Here is a 19,517-nt window from a genome sequence, read left to right as displayed (position 1 = left end):
TATGAATCCCAATCAATTGACCGAACAACTGGGGCTGTTTCTCGATGTGCTGGAGAGCGGCAGTTTCTCCGCCGCCTCACGCCGACATCCGCTGACGCCCTCCGCCGTTGCTCGGCGTATCGACAGTCTGGAAAGCGCGGTCGGCAGCCAGTTATTCATCCGCAGCACTCACGCGGTTCGCGCCACGCCGGCCGGTCTGGCGTTTGCCGAACGGGCGCGACGGATCGTTGCCGAACTGCAACTGGCCCGGGCTGAAGCGGTGTCCCTGAGCAGTGCGCCGGAAGGTCTGATTCGGGTCGATGCGCCGGCAGCCTTCGGGCGTCGGCATCTGGCGCCAGTGATTGCCGATTTTCTGGTGCTGTATCCGGGCCTCGATGTGCAACTGCATCTGATCGACAGCTTCGTCGATATGGACGGTTCGAACCTGGGCAAGGTCGATCTGGTGTTGCGCGCCGGGCAAATGGCTGACACCCGGTTGGTGGCCACACCGTTGGCGAGCATGGTGCGCATCGCCTGCGCCAGCCCTGACTATCTCAAGCGTCGGGGCGTGCCGAGCGAGCCGGCACAACTGGGTGAACATGACGGCCTCGATTGGGACGGCCTTGCCCCGCCCTTCGCCTGGCGCTTCGAACAGGACGGGCAGATGCAATTGCGCCGCCCGGCGCGGGTGCGCATGAGCGCCAACAACGCTGAGGCGCTGGTTTGCGGTGCACTTGCGGGACTCGGGATCGCGCATCTGCCGACCTGGCTGGCCAGCGAATACCTGTTGCGTGGCGAGTTGTTGCCGCTGTTCTGTGAAAACGGCCTGCCAAAACCGGAGAGCACCGGCATCTATGCGCTGCGGCTGGAGCAACAGGCCAGCTCCCGCAGCCGCCTGCTGCTGGAATACCTCAAGACCCGCTTCAGCCCCGTGCCGCCGTGGGATCTGGCGCTGCAACGTGAGCTGGGCCGGCACTGACCGATTCGCCACCGGGCACAATTGTCTGGCGCATTAAAGATTCGAGCGCTAGATTCATCTGCATCACCGTTCAAGGCACCGACATGACCACCACCCGCGACACCACCGATCACTGCGAAGACCTGCTGCTCGACAATCAGGCCTGCTTCGCCCTGCATTCCACTTCGCTGATGATGACCAAGGTCTACAAGCCGCTGTTGCAAGCGCTTGGCCTGACGTATCCGCAATACCTGGCGATGATGGTGCTGTGGGAGAAGGATGGTTTGACCGTCGGAGAAATCAGCACGCGTCTGCTGACCGATCCGGGCTCGCTGACCCCGCTGCTCAAGCGCCTGGAAGGTGAAGGTTTGCTCAGCCGAACCCGCAGCCGTGAGGATGAGCGTGTGGTGATCGTCGAATTGACCGCACAGGGCCGCGCCTTGAAAGACAAGGCTCGAACCGTTCCACAGTGCATCCTGGGGGCCAGTGGCTTCACCCTGGAACGTCTGCAAAATCTGCAAGCTGAGTTGCAGGCCTTGCGCGGTCATTTGCAGGACAGCCTCGCTTAACACTCCCCCCTTCCCTGTGGGCGCAGCCTTGCGCCTGCGGGCGAATTGCACCTTCCCCGCTGATCGCCGAAAAATTTTTTCTTCTCGTTTTACATTAAAAAAACCTTCCATATCAAAAGCTTGAGATCACAGCTCTGCCTGATACAAGTGCCGATTCGCGAGTTCTTGAAAAATTTATCTTGCGCGCTAAATATTAGCGAAGTACATTTACTTCGCACCTAGTTAGCGCGCAAACAATTAGCGCAACAAACCACACTTAATGAGGCTCACACCATGCAAACTCTCTACACCGCAATCGCAACCTCCACCGGCGGCCGTGACGGTCGTGCGATCTCCAGCGACAACATCCTCGACGTCAAACTCGCCACTCCGAAAGAACTCGGCGGTGCCGGCGGCGCGGCTACCAACCCTGAACAACTGTTCGCTGCCGGCTACTCGGCCTGCTTCATCGGCGCCCTGAAATTCGTCGCCAGCCAGACCAAACGCAAAATCCCGGACGACGCTTCGATCACCGCTCACGTCGGCATCGGCCAGATTACTGGCGGTTTCGGTCTGGACATCGACCTGCACATCAGCCTGGCGGGCCTGGAACAGGCGGACGCACAAAGCCTGGTCGACGCTGCCCACCAGGTCTGCCCGTACTCCAACGCCACTCGCGGCAACGTCGATGTGCGTCTGCACGTCACCGTGTAATCACTGACACCCAGGCCCGTACAGGAAATGAACATGAACACTTTCAGCAAAGTCTTGACCGGTACCCTTCTCGCCCTGTCCATCCACAGCGCATTTGCCGGGGAGGTTGAACACAACACCCAGGCGTTTCTCGATGTGCTGAATGCCGGCACCGGCAAACCGATGGAACAGATGACGCCCAAGGATGCCCGCGCCGTTCTGACCGGCGCGCAGTCCGGGGTCAAACTGACGCTGCCCAAAGCGGACGTCAGCGAGAAGACCATCCAGGTCGATGGCCAACCGTTGAGCCTGACCATCGTCCGGCCGGCCGGGGTCAAGGGCGAGCTGCCGGTGTTCATGTTCTTCCACGGCGGCGGCTGGGTGCTGGGGGATTTCCCGACCCACGAACGTCTAGTGCGGGATCTGGTGGTCGGCTCGGGTGCGGCGGCGGTGTTCGTCAATTACACCCCTTCGCCGGAAGCGCATTACCCGGTGGCGATCAACCAGGCTTACGCCGCGACCAAATGGGTGGCCGAACACGGCAAAGAGATCAACGTCGACGGCAAGCGTCTGGCGGTGGCGGGCAACAGCGTTGGCGGCAACATGGCGGCAGTCGTCGCCTTGATGGCCAAAGACAAAGGCACCCCGGCGATCAAATTCCAGGTGCTGCTGTGGCCGGTGACCGATGCCAATTTCGACACCGGTTCGTATAACCAGTACGCCGAGGGGCACTTCCTCACCCGCAATATGATGAAGTGGTTCTGGAACAACTACACCACCGACGCCAACCAGCGGAACGAGATCTACGCCTCGCCGCTGCGGGCCACAACCGCGCAATTGAAAGGTCTGCCGCCAGCGCTGGTGCAGACCGCCGGGGCCGACGTGCTGCGTGACGAAGGTGAAGCCTACGCCCGCAAACTCGACGAAGCCGGCGTGCCGGTAACCTCGGTGCGCTACAACGGCATGATCCACGACTACGGTTTGCTCAACGTGGTCAGCCAGGTGCCGGCGGTACGTTCGGCGATGCTGCAGGCCTCGGAAGAACTGAAACAGCACCTGAAGAAGTAATTTTCATCAGGCATAAAAAAGCCCGACTCAATGGTCGGGCTTTTTCTTTCCGCAAAAAGCAGTGCTTATTTGGCACGACCTTTGTAGGAACCGCCTTCGCGGGTATCGATCTCGATCATGTCGCCGATTTCGATGAAGTCAGCAACCGACAGCTCGGTACCGTTCTTCAGTTTGGCAGGCTTCATCACCTTGCCGGAAGTGTCGCCGCGAGCGGAACCTTCGGTGTAGTCAACCTGACGCACGATGGTGGTCGGCAGCTCTACGGAAACCAGACGGCCTTCGAAGAATACGGCTTCGCAAACGTCGGTCATGCCTTCTTCCACGAATGGCAGAACGCTTTCGATGTCTTCGGCGTTCAGCTCGTACATGGTGTAGTCGGTGGTGTCCATGAACGTGTAGGAGTCACCGCTGATGAAGGACAGGGTCGCTTCTTTGCGATCCAGGATCACGTCGTCCAGCTTGTCGTCCGCACCGTAAACGGTTTCGGTCTTGTAACCGGTCAGCAGGTTCTTCAGCTTGGTCTTCATGATCGCGCTGTTACGGCCCGATTTGGTGAATTCAGCTTTCTGAACCAGCCAAGGATCGTTGTCGATACGGATCACGGTACCGGGTTTGAGTTCTTTACCAGTTTTCATTGCGAATATCCGAATTTGGATGGGATTTACAAAAATCTAGGCCGCGTATCATATCCAATTTCGGTAAAACTGTACCAGCGCCGTCGCAAGATCCGCCTGCAAGGCCTGTTCCAGACACCACGCGAGGGCATTTTCCTGCAGTTCGGGCCAGTGTTTGCGGGCCTCAAGCCAGTGGTCGCCGATAGGCTGCCCGGCACTCCAGGCGCGCCATAGACCGTTCATCGCCTCGGCGGCAGCCGGCGAAAGACGTTTTGTGTAGAGCGCAAGGAAGGCGTCGAGCTTGTCCAGATGGATGTCTTCGTCCTGCTGATAGATGTGCCACAGCATCGGCCGCCCCGCCCATTGCGCCCGGACAAACGAGTCCTCGCCGCGCACCGCGTTGAAATCGCAGCACCAGAGCAATTGATCGTATTGATCCTGCCGGACGAACGGCAGCACCTGCACGGTCAGCGACTGACGAACATGCTTCGCTCCTACCGACAGCGACTCGACCCCGAGCCAACGGGCGACATCGCCGAGAATCCGCCCTTCCGGCACCAGCAGATGAGTGGGCATCGAGTCAGCAGCCAGCACATCCAGCCAACTGGCGAGTCCGGCATTCTCGTAGGCAAACAGCGAAATCAACTGCGCACCGGGCGCAGGAACGATCCCCAGACCGTGCAGGAACTGTCGCTGCGCCTCGGGATCCTGCTGAAACTGCTGACGCCGCTCCAGCAAACCGCTTTCACGCAACAGGCCGCCGGTCCCCGGCTGAAATCCCGGAAAGAAAAAGTACTTCTGCACCGACTTGTACTTCACCGAAGGCAAACCGTGGCAACCGACCACCCAGTCTTCAGCGCTGAGGTAGTCGAGGTTCATCCACAACGGCGGCTTTTCCCGTGCCGCCATGGCATCCATGTAGACGCTCGGCAACTGGCAGGCAAACGCAGCGATCACCACATCGGCCGCTTCCGCCTCCTGCCATTCGGCCGACCAGTGCCGGACTTCGACGCCCTGCTGCCATTGCTGATCGAGGCCGATGTCGATTTCGGGGCAGATGCGTTCGAAGGCGCGCAGGTCATCGACCCACAGCCGAACCGTCATCGCATGCTCGCTGACCAGTTGCCGGGCCAGACGCCAGGTCACGCCGATGTCGCCGTAGTTGTCGACGACCGTACAAAAAATGTCCCAGCGGGTGTTCAGTGGCGGCATTCAAGGCTCCCGTTGGCAAAAGCGCCGATTGTCCGCATAAATGTCTCCATGCAGAAGAGCCGACGGCAATTAATCTTCGTGCGACAATCGCCACTCGCCCGCATTCATCCGCCAGGAGGCAGCCATGCCCTATCGTCCCAACCCGCGTCGCCCCTTGCCTGTTCAGCTTAGCGCGCTGCAATTGACCGGCAGCATTGCCCTGGGTCTGTGGCTGGGTTTCCTGGCCATTGCGCTGACGTGCTGGCTGGCTTCACGCTTTTTCTTCAATGAACAACTGGCGCCGGTTGCCCAGGCCGTACAGCAACTGGCCAATCCACCCGCCGTCCGAGTGGTGCCGGACATTCCGCCGCAGAGCCCGTTGTTCGAGCAGTACGAAGAAAACCTGCGCAAAAACGAACAGCAGGCACGCCTGGATCAGGCCCGTGGCAGTACACGTAATCTGTCGAACCCCAAATGCCAGTTCTGGCTGCAACAGGATCAGACGGCCCCGAGCGAAAAGAGCCGCGCCAACGTCCTGCAATTCTGCGATTGATCATGAATAAACAGATCGTTCACCAACTGATTCTCGACAAGCTGCGCATCGACCTCGACATCGCCGAACGCGCGGCGCAAACCGCTTACGAAACCGCGACCCACGAAGAGAATATCGCCGAAAACAAGTACGACACCCTAGGTCTTGAGGCGTCGTATCTGGCGGCGGGCCAGGCGAAACGGGTCGAGGAAATTCGTCAGTCACTGGCGCTGTGCCAGAACCTGACGCTACGCGCGTATGACGATCAACGCGGGATTGAAATCGGCGCCCTGCTCGGTCTGGAAGACGAAAAGGGTCGTGAACAATGGCTGTTTCTGGCGCCGGATGCGGCGGGTCTGAAAGTCGACGTGGTGGGTCAGCCGATTACCGTCATCACCCCGCGCTCGCCGCTGGGCAAAAGCCTGTTGGGCAAGTTCGAGGGTGACGAGGTGGAGATTCTGGTGGCGGGCACCCGGCAACAGTTCGCTGTCACCGAGGTGCTGTAGACAGGGGCTTAGTGAACCGGCAGTTCGACACCTTCGAACAGCTCTTCCAGTTCCTGCTTGTTGTGGCACTGAATGGCCTTGGCCATGACTTCGCGGGTCAGGTGCGGTGCGAATTTTTCGATGAAGTCGCACATGAAGCCACGCAGGAAGGTGCCGCGACGGAAACCGATCTTGGTCACGCTGGACTCGAACAGTTCGCTGGCATCGAGCACCACCAGATCGTTATCCAGTTTGGTGTCGACCGCCATTTTCGCCACGATGCCAACGCCCAGGCCCAGGCGCACGTAGGTTTTGATCACGTCGGCGTCGGCCGCGGTGAACACCACTTTCGGCGTCAGGCCGCGATGGCTGAAGGCTTCGTCGAGTTTCGAACGGCCGGTGAAACCGAACACGTAAGTCACGATCGGGTATTCGGCCAGCGCTTCGAGGGTCAGCTTCGGCAGTTTGGTCAGCGGGTGGCCCTGAGGCACGACCACGCAACGGTTCCAGCGGTAGCACGGCATCATCACCAGATCGCCGAACAGCTCCAGCGCTTCGGTGGCGATGGCGAAATCGACGGTGCCGTCAGCGGCCATTTCGGCGATCTGCATCGGTGAACCCTGGTGCATGTGCAGCGCCACGTCCGGGTATTGCTTGATGAAGTTGCTGATCACCGGCGGCAGTGCATAACGTGCCTGGGTGTGGGTGGTGGCGATCGACAGGGTGCCCTTCTTCTCGTTGGAGAATTCCTGGGCGATCTGCTTGATGCTTTCGACCTTGCGCAGAATCTCACCGGCGGTGGTGATGATGCGCTCGCCGGCCGGGGTGACGCGGGTCAGGTGCTTGCCGCTGCGGGCGAACACTTCGACGCCCAGTTCGTCTTCCAGCAGGCGGATCTGTTTACTGATGCCCGGTTGCGAGGTGTAGAGGCTTTGGGCTGTAGCGGAAACGTTGAGGTCGTGGTGCGCCACTTCCCAGATGTAGCGCAATTGTTGAAGCTTCATATGAATCCCTCAAAGCAGGTAGACGCCACGGGCATCAGCGACGGTATATAACTATATTAATGGTTTGAAGAATAAATCTAGAACTTTTTTATCAAAGTGCCATTATTCCTGCTTCAGCGATCCTCCCGACGCCGACGCTCCACCAACGGCACCAGATAAACCGGCACCTTGGACAATTGCAGCAGCCGGGCTGCCGTTCGCCCCAAAGGTGTTTCCGCCCCGACCCCGTGGCTGTGACTTCCTACGATCAGCAAATCGACAGAGAGTTTCTGCACCTGATCGAGAATCACCTGTGACGGATCGCCCTGCAGCACCCGCACCGCGCGTATCCGCTGCAGGTCCTGCTCGCCCTCGTCCCCCAGCTCTTCACGAAAACTGTCGAGCACCCGCTGCTCGATATTGGCGATGACGGTTTTCAGACCCTGACTGTGAAATTCGTTCAACGCCTGTTCGTCGAGATAGCTCTGCAACACCGATTCGGCAAACAGCCCCATGGGTTCCACCGCGTGCACCACGTACAGATCGGCATTGAACGTTCGCGCCATCGCCAGGGCATGCTGCATCACTAACGGTGCGTACAGACCGAGGTCAGTGGCATACAGCATCGAACGAATCATATGACCTCCTCGCGTGCCAACATGGCGGAGATTTGATTCAGCTTAGCAGTGCCTTGACGAGTACGACGTGCGACGCAACGTCTTGAACCACGTGGGCTTTAGACCGCCGGTTCGTTGCTGATGCCGTGGGGCACGTGGCCGGTCGCCACGACTTCCCGGGCCAGCTCGCAGTGGCCGGCCTGATCGTCGAAAAACACGTCGGCGGCGAAGGCTTCGAGGAACGCCGATTTGGTCAGGCCACCGAGAAACAGCGACTCGTCCAGACGAATGTCCCACTCGCGCAAGGTGCGGATCACCCGCTCATGGGCCGGCGCCGAACGCGCGGTGACCAGGGCGGTGCGGATCGGACACTCCTCGTCGGAGAACTCGCGCTGCAACAGATTGAGCGCCGCGAGAAAGCCCTTGAACGGCCCGCCACGCAACGGTTCGCGCGCGGATTCACGCTCCTTGGCCTGGAAGGCTTCGAGGCCACCGGATTGATAGACCCGCTCCGATTCATCGGAGAACAGCACTGCGTCCCCGTCGAAGGCGATGCGCAATTCATCGCTGGCCGCACGACTGGCGCCGCCGGACAGAATGGTCGCCGCTGCGAAACCGGCATCCAGCGCAGCGCGCACATCTTCGGCATGGGTGGAGAGAAACAGATCGCAACCAAAGGCCTTCAGATACGGATAAGGACTGCGACCGCCGACGAACGCCGCGCGGGAGATCGCCAGGCCGTAATGACCAATGGAGTTGAAAACGCGCAGGCCGGTGTCGGCACTGTTGCGCGATACCAGAATCACCTCGACCCGGGCGCGACCGAGGCGACTGTTCAGGTTGAGGAGTTTTTCCACCAGCGGGAAGGCATCGCCCGGCGCAAGAATTTCGTCTTCGTGATCGATCTGATATTGCCGGTAGGCTTCGACGCCACTCGACTCATACACCTTGTGGCTTTCGCTCAGGTCGAACAGGGCACGGGACGAGATCGCCAGCACCAGTTTGTCATCGATGTTCTTGGCCATGCCTTTCCCCCCAGTGCGACCGGTTTAAACGTTACGCCGGTCGATAAAGCTCAATGTGCGATACAACGATTCGATTCGCGGCAACTCGCAGCCTGCCGCTTTTGCCGCCGCCAAAGGACGAGCGTAGATCGCCTCCAGCTCCAGCGGTCGCTTGTGCAAAAAGTCGTGGTACATGCTCGGCCAATAGTCGGGCATTTTCTCGGTCATCATGAACAGGTATTCGGCGTAACCGGGCGGCATGTCATGACCGCAGGCCTTGGCGCCCTGCACCACTTCGGCCATCAGTGCCTGAATCAATGCGCGGCTGTCAGTGTCGGCCATCAACGGCGTGGTGCTGGCACCGAGCAACACCGAAAGCCCGTTGTAGGGAATGTTCCACACCAGTTTCTGCCAGCGCGCCTGATGCAGATTTGGCATCGCCTGGGAGTCGAGACTGGCGGCGCGGAACAGGCCGGCGCCCTCCTCGACGATTGCCATGCGCGCCGCATCATCCGGTGCCGGACCGCTGTGATACCCGACGTTCACCGCTCCCAGCGCCTGGTGGGTGATCTGCCCCGGCCCTTCGCGGTGGACGCAGATCAGGCACAAACCGCCCAGCAAGTGCAGGGAATCAGGCAGCAACGCCCGCAAGCTGTCTTCGACGTCGAGGCCGTTTTGCAGTACCAGCACTTTCGCGTCGGGTTTCGCCGCCTGAATGATCGAAGGCGCCAGCCCGGCATTGCTGGTGGTCTTGGCGCCGACCAGCAGCCAGTCGCAGGGCGGCATGTCTTCCGCCGACGAGTAGGCCTGTACCGGATTCAGCGTCAATGCGCCATGCACGGCACTGTCCACCTGCAAGCCGCGCTCGGCGACTGCGGAAAATTCACTGCGCAACAGAAAGTGCACATCGAACCCGGCCCGGGCCAGCATCACCCCGTAAAACCCTCCGATGGCGCCGGTGCCGATAATCCCCACCACCGGTTTGTTCACTGCTCCCATCACGGCAACTCCTCTGCAATTCGACCCAGCGCCTGCGTCACGGCTGCGTTCAGCTCATCGACGTTCAAGCGCGTGTGCACTGCCCCAAAGAACTCGCCGTCGCGCACCACAAACAGCGCCGGCAAATGAAAGACCTGATAACGCTCGACCAGTCCGCCGTTGTCACCGGCATCGATCCAGCACACGCGATCGACGGCGAGATCGAGCCCCGGCAACACTTCGCGGGCATAGCGGCAACTGGCGCAGCCGACGCTGGTGAAAATCACCAGTGAAACGCCGTTCATCGCCAGCAGCCGTTGGTCGGCGTCAAAATCGGTCAGCTGCGATTCGACCACTATACTGGGGGAAACAATGTCAAATGGCCGACACAGGGAGTCTGTGCTCATGGGACGGTTTATTCCTCATCCGGATGATGTGCCCGTTGAATTGACCCTGCTCACACCGGAGTGTATTTCGCGTCAACGGCTGCACACTATCAGCCTCGGCGGCATCGCTTGCAATTACCACCGTGCCTGGCGCCATGGCACCGCCTTGCAGGTGCGCATGCCGACCATCAATGCCGATTTCGCCTATCCGGGCTATGTGGCCTGGTGCCTGCGTCGTAAAAAAGGTTATCTGGTGGGCATTGCGTTCACTGATGAGCAGACGCTGTTCAGCGCGCGAATGGGTGAGCAGGTGTGTCAGATCGAGCGCTATTGCCGAATCAACGATGCCCACGATGACCTGCAGGATATCCAGGCGCGAGCCCTGCAATGGGTCGAGCAGCACGCCGAAGAGTTCTCCCACGACAGCGTTCGCAAGGCTTTTGCGTAACCAGAGCTGGACTGAACAGTTACTTGCCCATTGTCTAGCAGGCGTCTAACGCGATAAGGTTCGGCTCCCCGACGCGCTTAAATCCGCTGTGCTCCGCCGCGCGGGGATCGCTGGCGGCCGGCACCCGTGACCTGACGAGTAAACGATGGCTGATTTACCGATCAACGACCTGAACGTCGCTTCCAACGAGACCCTGATCACTCCTGATCAGCTCAAGCGTGATATCCCTCTGAGCGACGCTGCCCTGCGCACCGTCACCAAGGGTCGCGAGGTCATCCGCAACATTCTCGATGGCACCGACCATCGTCTGTTCGTGGTGATCGGCCCCTGCTCGATCCACGACATCAAGGCTGCCCACGAATATGCCGATCGCCTGAAGGTGCTGGCGGCAGAAGTCTCGGACACCCTGTATCTGGTCATGCGCGTGTATTTCGAAAAGCCACGGACCACCGTCGGCTGGAAAGGCCTGATCAACGACCCGTACCTGGATGACTCGTTCAAGATTCAGGACGGTCTGCACATCGGTCGCCAGTTGCTGCTGGACCTGGCCGAGAAAGGCCTGCCGACCGCGACCGAAGCCCTCGACCCGATCTCCCCGCAGTATCTGCAGGACCTGATCAGCTGGTCGGCCATCGGCGCACGGACCACCGAATCCCAGACCCACCGCGAAATGGCTTCCGGCCTGTCCTCGGCGGTCGGCTTCAAGAACGGCACCGACGGCGGCCTGACTGTGGCGATCAACGCCCTGCAGTCGGTTTCCAGCCCGCACCGTTTCCTGGGCATCAACCAGGAAGGTGGCGTGTCGATCGTCACCACCAAAGGCAACGCCTACGGTCACGTGGTACTGCGCGGTGGCAACGGCAAGCCGAACTACGATTCGGTCAGCGTCGCCCTGTGCGAGCAGGCGCTGAACAAGGCCAAGATCAAGCCGAACATCATGGTCGATTGCAGCCACGCCAACTCCAACAAGGATCCGGCCCTGCAACCGCTGGTGATGGAGAACGTCGCCAACCAGATCCTCGAAGGCAACCAGTCGATCATCGGCCTGATGGTCGAAAGTCACCTGAACTGGGGCTGCCAGGCGATCCCGAAAGACCTCGCCGACCTGCAATACGGCGTGTCGATCACCGATGCCTGCATCGACTGGTCCGCTACCGAAAACACCTTGCGCAGCATGCACGCCAAGCTCAAGGAAGTACTGCCGAAACGTCAGCGCGGCTGACAGCCGTTTCGCAGGCATAAAAAAACGCCGGGCATTGCCCGGCGTTTTTGTGTGTGCGGTGAGGTCAGTCAGATCTTGGCGGTGCGCCGCTGGTGACGCTCCATGTAGCGCTCCACGTAGGAGCACGATGGAATGACCGTGTAGCCCATTTCATCGGCGTACTGTAACGCCCGTTCGGTCAGGGCTGCCGCGATGCCTCGGCCACGCAAGGCGTTGGGCACGAAGGTGCGGTAGATATCCAGGGTCTGTTTCCCCAGATCCATATAGGTCAGGTAGGCACGATGACCGTCCACATTGGTCTCGAACTGATGACCAGCCTGGTCATGGTGGATGGACAACGCCTCGCTCATCACTACTCCTCGCGGGTCTCGAATTCTGACCCCTACCTTACCGATGTTTTCCCGGCGAAGGAACATCTACGCCACCCCGTGCCTGATGGACACCGAGAAGAACTGCACCGATCTCGCGCAACCCGAGCACGTATCAAATAGTAGGCACCATTGGCGAAAATGCTCAAGGTACGCTCGTCAACATGCAGATTGACGGGGCAGTTCCGGTGGACTCAGGGCCGGTTCGGGAGACGATCTTCCCGAGCCGAAAGGCTGAACATCGCCGGATGTTGAGACTTAAGACGAGCCCCCTGTTTTAAAGTCACCTCAACATGGACAAAGATATGCGAGGCGTTGCGCAAATTCGCAACAAAAGTGTGGACGAATCCATATAGGCAGACTTTAGCCACTACCTGCAAAACAACGCGCAGCAACGGGAACTTTTTCTCATTAACTCGCTCATCTCGCGGCTTCCAGCTGGATATTTTTTATACAACGCAGTTAAAAGTTGCTCGAAAAAGAATCAACGCCTACAATTTTTTTTGCTTCTTGCCTCACGTCAGTTTACTTACTACAAGTAATGGGTAGTATGTACGCCGGCTATTTCCTCAATCGGAGGAGACAGCCACTTAATTGAAAGTCCTTGAAGGGGAACACGATGAACAACGTTCTGAAATTCTCTGCTCTGGCTCTGGCCGCAGTTCTGGCTACCGGTTGCAGCAGCGCATCGAAAGAAACCGAAGCACGTCTGACCGCTACTGAAGACGCAGCTGCTCGCTCCCAGGCTCGTGCAGACGAAGCTTACCGTAAAGCTGATGAAGCTCTGGCTGCTGCTCAAAAAGCACAACAGACTGCTGACGAAGCTAACGAGCGTGCTCTGCGCATGCTGGAAAAAGCTAGCCGCAAGTAATAGTCCTTCGGGATTGTTATCAAGCCGACCCATTTTTTGGGTCGGCTTTTTTGTGCCTGCAGTTTTCTGCGGGCAATAAAAAACCCGCCGCTGCGCAAGCCTCGGCGGGTTTTGTCTTTCAGCTTATTGCTGCAGGTCGATCGGTGCGCTGGAGACCATAGGCGCCGAGGTGTTCGGCGTGCCGATTTCGGTTGGCAGGCCATCTTCGGCCGCCACCACATCACGCACCACATCCCAGTCCATGCGCAGGTTGTTGGTGATGTCTTCACGCTTGAGCATCGCGTTGATCACGGCGGTGTGCTTGTCGACCACCGACGGGTTGCCCTTGTCGTCGATCGGCGTGTGCGCTTCCAGGTAGATCTTGCCGCCACTGCGACCGAACTTGTACGCGTCGTTGAGGATCCGTACCGACGTCCCCACCGGCACCATGCCGGCCATTTCCAGCACGTTGTTGTTGAACATGCGGAAGCAGCCGTGGCTGGTGCGCATGCCGATGCCGAACTTCTTGTTCGAACCGTGGATCAGGTAGCCCGGCGTGCCCAGGGTGAACTTGAACGGGCCCAGCGGGTTGTCCGGACCGGCCGGTACCACGTTCGGCAGCGGATCACCGTCGGCGGCGTGTTCAGCCTTGATCGAGGCAGGCGGCGTCCAGGTTGGATTCGGTGTCTTGGCGGTGATCGTGGTGTGCGCGATCGGCGAACCCCAGCCTTCACGACCGATACCCAGCGGGAAGGTGTACACCACGTTCCGGCCTTTCGGGAAATAGTAGAGGCGGTATTCGGCCAGGTTGATCACGATGCCTTCACGCGGGCCCGGCGGCAGGATGAAGCGGGTCGGCAGAACGATTTCGGTGCCGGCACCCGGCAACCAGGCATCGACGCCCGGGTTGGCCGCGACCATTTCCGAATAACCCAGATCGTAGGTGGTGCCCAGATCGGCAAAGGTGTCTTCGTACTTGGCCTTGATCACCTGCACCTGGCCGATGATGTCTTCACCAGGGGGTGGCAGGGGAAACTCCAGTGCGGCAACGGGACCGGCCACACACAGGGCGGCAAGAGACAGGCAGCGGGTGACGGCAGGAAAACGCGGCAACATCCGGAGAATCCTTCGCAAGATCGACAAGGGTAATAAGAACGCGATTGTACACCGCGCCCAGAGAATTCGGGGAGATGCGCCGATGGGCTGGCATCACTCTTCATGATTGAAGCTGCCGCTCGCCCAAACTGCATTCAAAAGAATGGTTGCGCTTAAAGCTCGAAACGCAGCTCAGGCCAGATCGGCGACGTGCCGCGCTTCTGCGATTCGAGGATCGCCCGGCACAGCGAGCACAGGCGCTGATCCTGAAACACCCGGCGATCCACGCTCGACCAGCGCGGTTGCGCCGGCAGCAGACTGCCGCACAGGGTGCGGTCAGCCGAGCCGCCGAGCTCCAGTTGACGGGTCACCAGATGCACTCGCACTTCCTGGCAGGCGAACAGATCCAGCTGTTCGTCAGGCTCGATCAGTTGGTAAGCAAACAGGGACCAGGCAGAACGCGGCATCGGGGGCTCCAAATTAGGGGGCGCCACATTAGCCGAAAGCCTGCCGCTAGAAAAGCCTCATAGCAGCGGTTTTAGCGTCGGCCAGACATTTTCCAGCAACTTGCCCTGAGCCCCGGCCGCCGGGTGCAGACCGTCGGCTTGCATCAAGTCCGGATGCCCGCCCACACCGTCGAGGAAAAACGGCACCAGCGGGATTTTTTCCGAGGAGATCCTGCCCAAAAATCTACCCCCCCTTACTACGCCTGTCGGATTTTGACTATGGAACGCATAGCAACGTTAATTTCATATTGACATCACGCTTGTCCGACGGAGAGACTCAGAGAGTAACCACACCCCTGATAAGGAAATCCAATAATGAAAAATCGCTCCTTCTTGGTACCTATGGCGACTTTGGCAGCAGCAGTTGTTGCAGAGCATGCTTCAGCATCAGTACCTCACCAGATCATCGACCCCGCCACCGACCAAACAATCCCAACTCAATCGCCTCCTCAGAGCGAAAACCTTTCTGTTCGCGGCGGCAACGATTTGTTTACGTTTGTATTGAAGCGCGGAGACCAAGGTCAATTCATGGCCTACCACAGCTCTCACAGCTCCCACTCATCGCACAGTTCGCACAGCTCTCACCATTCGGGCTCCTGATATGAAGTACGAGGTGGCACTGGTATTTGATGAGCAGCTCTACGACGCACAAGTGCTGCAAAAAGCTGCTTATCGCGCGATGAACTCGCTAACGGCTGATATTTCGCATGCTGATGGGAAATTCTGCTGCGTTCTGTCCTCAAATATCGGCATCGACGAACCCACATTTCTGCTCGCTACTCAAGAATTCAAGAAGGACGTAGTCGACTACCAGCTTCGCCTCCAGCTGAATGCTGAAACTCTGCAGATCAAAAATCTGATCCTTGGACTGGCCTTCTCAAAAACCGGGCTGATCAGTGAGTAAATTTCAGGCGCTTGACTTCTATTTACAGCATCGTCCTTACGAGCTGTTGCCATTCAAATTTGACCGTCTGAATGACTGTGAGTACGTCATCATCAATATGGCAGGCGAGTATCACGTTTTACCGATACCGCTGCTCGAGCCACTGATCAACAGGACGCTACCGCTTACATCGGAGCTGATACCAACGCTCCGATCAAAGCAATTCATACGATTTCCAGATGAGCAGACACCTCTACAGCTACTAGCTCTCAAGATTCGCACTCGCTTGTCCAGACTGGCTCAATTCACCAATTTGCATATCTTTGTCGTCACCCTTCGCTGCGACCATAGCTGTCCCTATTGCCAAGTCTCCAGGCAGTCGGAAAGCAAAGGTGAATTCGACATGACTACAGAGATGGCTGACCGGTCATTGGATTTCGTTTTCATGTCTCCAAATCCAGCCATCAAAATTGAGTTTCAGGGCGGAGAGCCGTTGCTGAATTTTGAAATGGTGAGATACGTTGTCCTTAACGCCAAAAAACGCAACCTGAAAGAAGGTCGTGACCTTCAGTTCGTGATCGCAACCACGCTGTCGCTGTTGACTGATGAGATGCTGGATTTCTGTAAGCAGCACAGCATAGTGCTTTCATCTTCCCTCGACGGACCAATGAGCATCCACAATGCCAATCGCCCGCGTCCTGGTAGAGATAGTCACCAGCGCTTCGAAGAAGGGTTAGCGAAAGCACGAGCAGTACTCGGTTACGATCAAGTGTCTGCCCTAATGACGACCACCGACAAGAGCCTACCGCATGTACGAGCCATCATTGATGAGTACTTGCGTCTAGGCTTTGATGGGATTTTTCTCCGCACTCTCTCGCCATATGGCTTTGCGATCAAGACCAAGAAATTCCTGTCGTATGACACTGAACGTTGGCTGGAATTTTACAAGGAAGGTCTTGAGTACATCATCCAGCTGAACAAGTCCGGCGTACGTTTTGTAGAACAGTACTCTTCGCTTGTACTGGCAAAAATGCTCACATCAACAGACCCAGGATTCGTTGATCTGATGAATCCAGCAGGGGTTGGAATTGCTGCCATCGTGTTCAATTATGATGGCTCGGTCTATGCATCAGATGAAAGTCGTATGCTTGCAGAAATGGGCGACCATACCTTCAGATTAGGCAACATACTGGAACAATCCTACGAAGAGATCATCCTCTCCGATCAATTGCTTGATGCACTGGAAAACTCCTTTACGCTGAGTGCTCCCATGTGCTCTGACTGCGCATTTGAACCCTATTGCGGCTCGGAGCCCGTCTACCATCACGCCATGCACAAGGATCTGGTAGGCAGGAAACCAGAATCCTCGTTTTGTAAGCGAAACATGGCGATCTTTAAGCACCTCCTAGAGTTGATGGAAAACGATGAAGAAACGAAACGGATTTTTATGGGGTGGGCCAATCGATGCTGAAGCTCAGTGGAAAAATTATCCGTATCCACGCGGTTGATGTTTGCAAGGATCTCACGCTAATCAAGGTCTCCACGAACCGGAACCTTCCCGAAATCCTCCGGAGAGAAATGGCCTATCTGGCTTCTGAACTCCCTGTCCCCATTGGATTCGCGCACTACCTTCTAACTGAGAAGCATCAGAATTTGGCTCAAGAACTACCACCAGATTCCGATTACTCGATTCTTCCGAACGATTACGACTACATTAGCAACAATGACATTGTCCGTCTTTCCGCTGACCGTCAAAGCATACGAGTTCTGTTTCGAGCCTCGTCGCCTAACAACAGCATCCTGCTGACCGAGCAATGCAACAACTACTGCCTCATGTGCTCTCAGCCTCCTAAAACGGCAGATGACTCATGGTTACTCGATGAGATCGAGAGCTTGATTCCGCTGATTCCTAGAGAGACCCGCGAATTAGGCTTCACGGGGGGAGAGCCGACGACCAACAAGGAGCGGTTTCTTAAAATTATTCGCCTGACAAAAAGCTATTTGCCAAGAACCGCTATCCATATCCTTTCGAACGGAAGAAGCTTCAAAGACCCATCGTTTGCTGAAGACTACGCAGCGATTGGATTACCAGATGCGATGGTCGGTATTCCTGTCTACTCAGACGATCCATCTCTGCATGATTACATCGTGCAGGCTCAAGGCGCATTCGAAGAAACCATACGAGGCATTCTGAATCTGAAGCGCTTGGGCCAGAGAGTGGAAATTCGAATCGTCATTCATAAGCTGTCAGTATCGCGACTTACTCAGCTATGTGAGTTCATCGCCCGCAACCTTCTGTTCGTCGATCAGGTCGCTTTGATGGGTCTTGAAATGATGGGGTTTACCCGCGCAAATCTTGACGAGCTATGGATTGACCCCATCGAGTACAAAGACACGCTCAGCAAATCGGTGCAGATTCTTACCAAATATGGAATGAACGTTTCGGTGTACAACCATCAGCTCTGTCTGGTTAACCCAGATATTCTTCCGTATTACCGAAAGTCGATCAGCGACTGGAAAAACGAGTTTGCGCCGGAGTGCGAAGGGTGCCGAAAACAAGGCGAATGCGGAGGCTTTTTCGCGTCTGGGGTCAAGTTTGGATACAGCAAGCAACTATCTCCCTTCTGATCTACAGCCTACCGCGAGGCCGATTTATAACAGCGGTTTTAACGTCGGCCAGACATTTTCCAGCAACTTGCCCTGAGCCCCGGCCGCCGGGTGCAGACCGTCGGCTTGCATCAAGTCCGGATGCCCGCCCACGCCGTCGAGGAAAAACGGCACCAGCGGGATTTTTTTCTCCTCGGCGAGTTTGCCGTAGACCTCGGCAAAGGCATCGGTGTAGCGCTTGCCGTAGTTGGGCGGCAATTGCATGCCGAGCAACAGCACCTTGGCACCGCTTTGACGGGAGCTGTCGATCATCGAAGCAAGATTTTGTTGCAATTGCGTCGGCGGCATTCCGCGCAGGCCATCGTTGCCGCCCAATTCGAGGATCACCAGTTCCGGTTTGTGCTCTGCAAGCAGCGCAGGCAGCCGTGCCTGGCCTCCGGCACTGGTGTCGCCACTGATGGACGCATTGACCACTTTATCGTCAAAACCTTCGGTCTTGAGCCGCTGTTCGAGCAACGACACCCACCCCAGCCGGGTATCCAGTCCGAAACCGGCGCTGATACTATCGCCAACGATCAGGACTGTACCCGCCGCTGCGTTCTGGGCCATGCACATCAAGGCCAGGCCAGCACTCAAAAACCACACACGCATCGGATTCTCCATGGGCGCAAGCATTCTCACCGCGAAGAACCTTAGCAAAGTGGTTCCCAGCGCGGAAGGTGAACTGACCATCCTGCACGAACTCAGCCTGGAACTGAACAAGGGCGACAGCCTAGCCATCGTCGGCGCGTCCGGCTCCGGCAAATCCACTCTGCTGGGTCTGCTCGCCGGCCTCGATCTGCCGAGCAGCGGCGAAGTGACGCTCGCCGGGCAAGGCCTGAGCAATCTCGACGAAGACCAGCGCGCGCGCATTCGCGCCGAACACGTGGGCTTCGTCTTTCAATCTTTCCAACTGCTCGACAGCCTCAACGCGCTGGAAAACGTCATGCTTCCGCTGGAGCTCGACGGCCGCAAAGACGCTCGAAGCCGCGCTACCGAACTGCTGCAACGGGTCGGCCTCGGCCAGCGCCTGACTCACTCGCCGCGCCAACTCTCCGGTGGCGAACAACAGCGCGTGGCAATTGCCCGAGCGTTCGCCGCCGAGCCGGACGTGCTGTTCGCCGACGAACCCACCGGCAACCTCGACAGCCACACCGGCGAGCGCATCAGCGACTTGCTGTTCGAATTGAACAAGGAACGCGGCACCACCCTGGTGCTGGTGACCCACGACGAACGCCTGGCCCATCGTTGCCGGCGTCTGATCCGTCTTGAAGCCGGCCTGTTGGTCGCCCCTCTGGAGCCTTGATGGCACGTCTGCCGCTGTTGCGTCTGTTCAGTCTCGCCCTGCGCCAACTGATGCGCGATGCCCGCGCCGGTGAACTGCGGGTGCTGTTTTTCGCCTTGGTGGTGGCGGTGGCGGCGAGTACCGCCATCGGCTACTTCGGCGCCCGCCTTTCTTGAGC

Annotated in this window: 25 protein-coding genes and 2 pseudogenes; 15 read left to right on the top strand and 12 right to left on the bottom strand. The window is 58.0% G+C overall.

Annotated features, from left to right (window positions below; all coding sequences use genetic code 11):
* The first annotated feature begins 1 nt into the window (after window position 1).
* The 4 genes from PMI24_RS16130 (at window position 2) to PMI24_RS16115 (ending at window position 3,246) form a co-directional block, all read left to right on the top strand.
* Window positions 2-958, top strand: a complete 957-nt coding sequence (locus PMI24_RS16130) for a LysR family transcriptional regulator (protein ID WP_007955699.1) — start codon at window positions 2-4, stop codon at window positions 956-958.
* A gap of 83 nt (window positions 959-1,041) precedes the next feature.
* Entirely contained in the window at window positions 1,042-1,506 is a 465-nt protein-coding gene (locus PMI24_RS16125) for a MarR family winged helix-turn-helix transcriptional regulator (protein WP_007955696.1), read from the top strand.
* A 273-nt stretch (window positions 1,507-1,779) separates the two neighbouring features.
* Window positions 1,780-2,199, top strand: a complete 420-nt coding sequence (locus tag PMI24_RS16120) for an organic hydroperoxide resistance protein (protein ID WP_007955694.1) — start codon at window positions 1,780-1,782, stop codon at window positions 2,197-2,199.
* Window positions 2,200-2,232: 33 nt separating this feature from the next.
* Window positions 2,233-3,246, top strand: coding sequence for an alpha/beta hydrolase (locus PMI24_RS16115; RefSeq protein ID WP_007955692.1), 1,014 nt, complete (start codon window positions 2,233-2,235; stop codon window positions 3,244-3,246).
* Between the two features lie 65 nt (window positions 3,247-3,311).
* On the opposite strand, the gene PMI24_RS16110 is transcribed toward PMI24_RS16115, so the two are convergent.
* Window positions 3,312-3,881 carry an elongation factor P gene (locus tag PMI24_RS16110; RefSeq protein ID WP_007955690.1) on the bottom strand — a complete coding sequence of 190 codons (570 nt, stop codon included), beginning with the start codon at window positions 3,879-3,881 and terminating at the stop codon, window positions 3,312-3,314.
* 48 nt (window positions 3,882-3,929) lie between these two features.
* Complete coding sequence (gene earP, locus PMI24_RS16105; RefSeq protein ID WP_007955688.1) at window positions 3,930-5,072, bottom strand: elongation factor P maturation arginine rhamnosyltransferase EarP; 1,143 nt, start codon at window positions 5,070-5,072, stop codon at window positions 3,930-3,932.
* A gap of 124 nt (window positions 5,073-5,196) precedes the next feature.
* Between earP and PMI24_RS16100 the strand changes: the two genes are divergently transcribed.
* A complete protein-coding gene (locus PMI24_RS16100) occupies window positions 5,197-5,604 on the top strand; it encodes a hypothetical protein (protein WP_007955686.1) in 408 nt (135 codons plus the stop codon).
* Window positions 5,605-5,606: 2 nt separating this feature from the next.
* Complete coding sequence (locus PMI24_RS16095; RefSeq protein ID WP_007955685.1) at window positions 5,607-6,089, top strand: GreA/GreB family elongation factor; 483 nt, start codon at window positions 5,607-5,609, stop codon at window positions 6,087-6,089.
* Window positions 6,090-6,097: 8 nt separating this feature from the next.
* Here the strand turns inward: PMI24_RS16095 and cysB are convergent, their stop codons facing one another.
* From cysB to PMI24_RS16070, 5 genes are all read right to left on the bottom strand, one after another.
* Window positions 6,098-7,072, bottom strand: coding sequence for an HTH-type transcriptional regulator CysB (gene cysB, locus PMI24_RS16090; protein ID WP_007955684.1), 975 nt, complete (start codon window positions 7,070-7,072; stop codon window positions 6,098-6,100).
* 113 nt (window positions 7,073-7,185) lie between these two features.
* Entirely contained in the window at window positions 7,186-7,689 is a 504-nt protein-coding gene (locus PMI24_RS16085; RefSeq protein ID WP_007955683.1) for a universal stress protein, read from the bottom strand.
* A gap of 98 nt (window positions 7,690-7,787) precedes the next feature.
* Window positions 7,788-8,693 carry a 5'-nucleotidase gene (locus PMI24_RS16080; RefSeq protein ID WP_007955682.1) on the bottom strand — a complete coding sequence of 302 codons (906 nt, stop codon included), beginning with the start codon at window positions 8,691-8,693 and terminating at the stop codon, window positions 7,788-7,790.
* Window positions 8,694-8,717: 24 nt separating this feature from the next.
* Entirely contained in the window at window positions 8,718-9,674 is a 957-nt protein-coding gene (locus PMI24_RS16075) for a putative 2-dehydropantoate 2-reductase (protein WP_177323252.1), read from the bottom strand.
* Window positions 9,671-10,057 (bottom strand): thioredoxin family protein, encoded by a 387-nt coding sequence (locus PMI24_RS16070; protein ID WP_011335307.1) that lies wholly within the window; start codon window positions 10,055-10,057, stop codon window positions 9,671-9,673. The genes PMI24_RS16075 and PMI24_RS16070 overlap by 4 nt, the downstream gene beginning before the upstream one ends.
* Between PMI24_RS16070 and PMI24_RS16065 the strand changes: the two genes are divergently transcribed.
* Together PMI24_RS16065 and PMI24_RS16060 are read left to right on the top strand one after the other, a co-directional pair.
* Window positions 10,056-10,484, top strand: coding sequence for a PilZ domain-containing protein (locus tag PMI24_RS16065; RefSeq protein ID WP_007955677.1), 429 nt, complete (start codon window positions 10,056-10,058; stop codon window positions 10,482-10,484). The genes PMI24_RS16070 and PMI24_RS16065 overlap by 2 nt on opposite strands.
* Window positions 10,485-10,629: 145 nt before the next feature.
* On the top strand, window positions 10,630-11,706 hold the full coding sequence (locus PMI24_RS16060) for a 3-deoxy-7-phosphoheptulonate synthase (protein WP_007955675.1): 1,077 nt from the start codon (window positions 10,630-10,632) through the stop codon (window positions 11,704-11,706).
* A gap of 68 nt (window positions 11,707-11,774) precedes the next feature.
* Here PMI24_RS16060 and PMI24_RS16055 read toward each other — a convergent pair whose 3' ends face one another.
* Window positions 11,775-12,056: a GNAT family N-acetyltransferase gene (locus PMI24_RS16055; protein WP_007955658.1), complete on the bottom strand. Its 282-nt coding sequence runs from the start codon at window positions 12,054-12,056 to the stop codon at window positions 11,775-11,777.
* A 637-nt stretch (window positions 12,057-12,693) separates the two neighbouring features.
* Here PMI24_RS16055 and oprI point away from each other — a divergent pair.
* Entirely contained in the window at window positions 12,694-12,945 is a 252-nt protein-coding gene (gene oprI / locus PMI24_RS16050; RefSeq protein WP_003183784.1) for an outer membrane lipoprotei OprI, read from the top strand.
* A 123-nt stretch (window positions 12,946-13,068) separates the two neighbouring features.
* On the opposite strand, the gene PMI24_RS16045 is transcribed toward oprI, so the two are convergent.
* From PMI24_RS16045 to PMI24_RS28920, 3 genes and pseudogenes are all read right to left on the bottom strand, one after another.
* A complete protein-coding gene (locus tag PMI24_RS16045; protein WP_007955657.1) occupies window positions 13,069-14,040 on the bottom strand; it encodes a L,D-transpeptidase family protein in 972 nt (323 codons plus the stop codon).
* A gap of 152 nt (window positions 14,041-14,192) precedes the next feature.
* Complete coding sequence (locus PMI24_RS16040) at window positions 14,193-14,486, bottom strand: hypothetical protein (RefSeq protein ID WP_007955656.1); 294 nt, start codon at window positions 14,484-14,486, stop codon at window positions 14,193-14,195.
* A gap of 57 nt (window positions 14,487-14,543) precedes the next feature.
* Window positions 14,544-14,687: pseudogene (locus tag PMI24_RS28920) on the bottom strand (arylesterase); the annotation flags it as partial.
* 153 nt (window positions 14,688-14,840) lie between these two features.
* Here PMI24_RS28920 and hxsA2 point away from each other — a divergent pair.
* From hxsA2 to hxsC, 4 genes are all read left to right on the top strand, one after another.
* Window positions 14,841-15,125 (top strand): His-Xaa-Ser repeat protein HxsA2, encoded by a 285-nt coding sequence (hxsA2, locus tag PMI24_RS29780; protein WP_081493573.1) that lies wholly within the window; start codon window positions 14,841-14,843, stop codon window positions 15,123-15,125.
* A gap of 1 nt (window position 15,126) precedes the next feature.
* Window positions 15,127-15,429, top strand: a complete 303-nt coding sequence (locus tag PMI24_RS16035; RefSeq protein ID WP_007955655.1) for a hypothetical protein — start codon at window positions 15,127-15,129, stop codon at window positions 15,427-15,429.
* A 97-nt stretch (window positions 15,430-15,526) separates the two neighbouring features.
* Entirely contained in the window at window positions 15,527-16,879 is a 1,353-nt protein-coding gene (gene hxsB, locus PMI24_RS16030) for a His-Xaa-Ser system radical SAM maturase HxsB (protein ID WP_238553833.1), read from the top strand.
* Window positions 16,873-18,036, top strand: coding sequence for a His-Xaa-Ser system radical SAM maturase HxsC (hxsC, locus tag PMI24_RS16025; RefSeq protein WP_007955653.1), 1,164 nt, complete (start codon window positions 16,873-16,875; stop codon window positions 18,034-18,036). The genes hxsB and hxsC overlap by 7 nt, the downstream gene beginning before the upstream one ends.
* 24 nt (window positions 18,037-18,060) lie before the next feature.
* Here hxsC and PMI24_RS16020 read toward each other — a convergent pair whose 3' ends face one another.
* Window positions 18,061-18,666 (bottom strand): arylesterase, encoded by a 606-nt coding sequence (locus PMI24_RS16020; protein WP_007955652.1) that lies wholly within the window; start codon window positions 18,664-18,666, stop codon window positions 18,061-18,063.
* A gap of 10 nt (window positions 18,667-18,676) precedes the next feature.
* Here PMI24_RS16020 and PMI24_RS16015 point away from each other — a divergent pair, with 10 nt between their 5' ends.
* Window positions 18,677-19,360 (top strand): ABC transporter ATP-binding protein, encoded by a 684-nt coding sequence (locus PMI24_RS16015; RefSeq protein WP_007955651.1) that lies wholly within the window; start codon window positions 18,677-18,679, stop codon window positions 19,358-19,360.
* A pseudogene (locus PMI24_RS28910) lies at window positions 19,360-19,512 on the top strand (hypothetical protein); the annotation flags it as partial. The gene PMI24_RS16015 and the pseudogene PMI24_RS28910, both read left to right, overlap by 1 nt.
* Window positions 19,513-19,517: the final 5 nt, after the last annotated feature.

This window comes from Pseudomonas sp. GM25 (assembly GCF_000282255.1).
GTDB lineage: Bacteria > Pseudomonadota > Gammaproteobacteria > Pseudomonadales > Pseudomonadaceae > Aquipseudomonas > Aquipseudomonas aphyarum.
The sequence above is the reverse complement of the archived record's forward strand: the minus strand, read 5'-3'. Positions and strand labels throughout refer to the sequence as shown.

What these genes read in the sequence shown, in the direction of transcription:
- PMI24_RS16130 (WP_007955699.1), top strand. Translation starts at nt 2, where the DNA reads ATGAATCCCAATCAATTGACCGAACAACTGGGGCTGTTTCTCGATGTG.
- PMI24_RS16125 (WP_007955696.1), top strand. Translation starts at nt 1,042, where the DNA reads ATGACCACCACCCGCGACACCACCGATCACTGCGAAGACCTGCTGCTC.
- PMI24_RS16120 (WP_007955694.1), top strand. Translation starts at nt 1,780, where the DNA reads ATGCAAACTCTCTACACCGCAATCGCAACCTCCACCGGCGGCCGTGAC.
- PMI24_RS16115 (WP_007955692.1), top strand. Translation starts at nt 2,233, where the DNA reads ATGAACACTTTCAGCAAAGTCTTGACCGGTACCCTTCTCGCCCTGTCC.
- PMI24_RS16110 (WP_007955690.1), bottom strand. Translation starts at nt 3,881, where the DNA reads ATGAAAACTGGTAAAGAACTCAAACCCGGTACCGTGATCCGTATCGAC.
- earP (WP_007955688.1), bottom strand. Translation starts at nt 5,072, where the DNA reads ATGCCGCCACTGAACACCCGCTGGGACATTTTTTGTACGGTCGTCGAC.
- PMI24_RS16100 (WP_007955686.1), top strand. Translation starts at nt 5,197, where the DNA reads ATGCCCTATCGTCCCAACCCGCGTCGCCCCTTGCCTGTTCAGCTTAGC.
- PMI24_RS16095 (WP_007955685.1), top strand. Translation starts at nt 5,607, where the DNA reads ATGAATAAACAGATCGTTCACCAACTGATTCTCGACAAGCTGCGCATC.
- cysB (WP_007955684.1), bottom strand. Translation starts at nt 7,072, where the DNA reads ATGAAGCTTCAACAATTGCGCTACATCTGGGAAGTGGCGCACCACGAC.
- PMI24_RS16085 (WP_007955683.1), bottom strand. Translation starts at nt 7,689, where the DNA reads ATGATTCGTTCGATGCTGTATGCCACTGACCTCGGTCTGTACGCACCG.
- PMI24_RS16080 (WP_007955682.1), bottom strand. Translation starts at nt 8,693, where the DNA reads ATGGCCAAGAACATCGATGACAAACTGGTGCTGGCGATCTCGTCCCGT.
- PMI24_RS16065 (WP_007955677.1), top strand. Translation starts at nt 10,056, where the DNA reads ATGGGACGGTTTATTCCTCATCCGGATGATGTGCCCGTTGAATTGACC.
- PMI24_RS16070 (WP_011335307.1), bottom strand. Translation starts at nt 10,057, where the DNA reads ATGAGCACAGACTCCCTGTGTCGGCCATTTGACATTGTTTCCCCCAGT.
- PMI24_RS16060 (WP_007955675.1), top strand. Translation starts at nt 10,630, where the DNA reads ATGGCTGATTTACCGATCAACGACCTGAACGTCGCTTCCAACGAGACC.
- PMI24_RS16055 (WP_007955658.1), bottom strand. Translation starts at nt 12,056, where the DNA reads ATGAGCGAGGCGTTGTCCATCCACCATGACCAGGCTGGTCATCAGTTC.
- oprI (WP_003183784.1), top strand. Translation starts at nt 12,694, where the DNA reads ATGAACAACGTTCTGAAATTCTCTGCTCTGGCTCTGGCCGCAGTTCTG.
- PMI24_RS16045 (WP_007955657.1), bottom strand. Translation starts at nt 14,040, where the DNA reads ATGTTGCCGCGTTTTCCTGCCGTCACCCGCTGCCTGTCTCTTGCCGCC.
- PMI24_RS16040 (WP_007955656.1), bottom strand. Translation starts at nt 14,486, where the DNA reads ATGCCGCGTTCTGCCTGGTCCCTGTTTGCTTACCAACTGATCGAGCCT.
- hxsA2 (WP_081493573.1), top strand. Translation starts at nt 14,841, where the DNA reads ATGAAAAATCGCTCCTTCTTGGTACCTATGGCGACTTTGGCAGCAGCA.
- PMI24_RS16035 (WP_007955655.1), top strand. Translation starts at nt 15,127, where the DNA reads ATGAAGTACGAGGTGGCACTGGTATTTGATGAGCAGCTCTACGACGCA.
- hxsB (WP_238553833.1), top strand. Translation starts at nt 15,527, where the DNA reads ATGGCAGGCGAGTATCACGTTTTACCGATACCGCTGCTCGAGCCACTG.
- hxsC (WP_007955653.1), top strand. Translation starts at nt 16,873, where the DNA reads ATGCTGAAGCTCAGTGGAAAAATTATCCGTATCCACGCGGTTGATGTT.
- PMI24_RS16020 (WP_007955652.1), bottom strand. Translation starts at nt 18,666, where the DNA reads ATGCGTGTGTGGTTTTTGAGTGCTGGCCTGGCCTTGATGTGCATGGCC.
- PMI24_RS16015 (WP_007955651.1), top strand. Translation starts at nt 18,677, where the DNA reads ATGGGCGCAAGCATTCTCACCGCGAAGAACCTTAGCAAAGTGGTTCCC.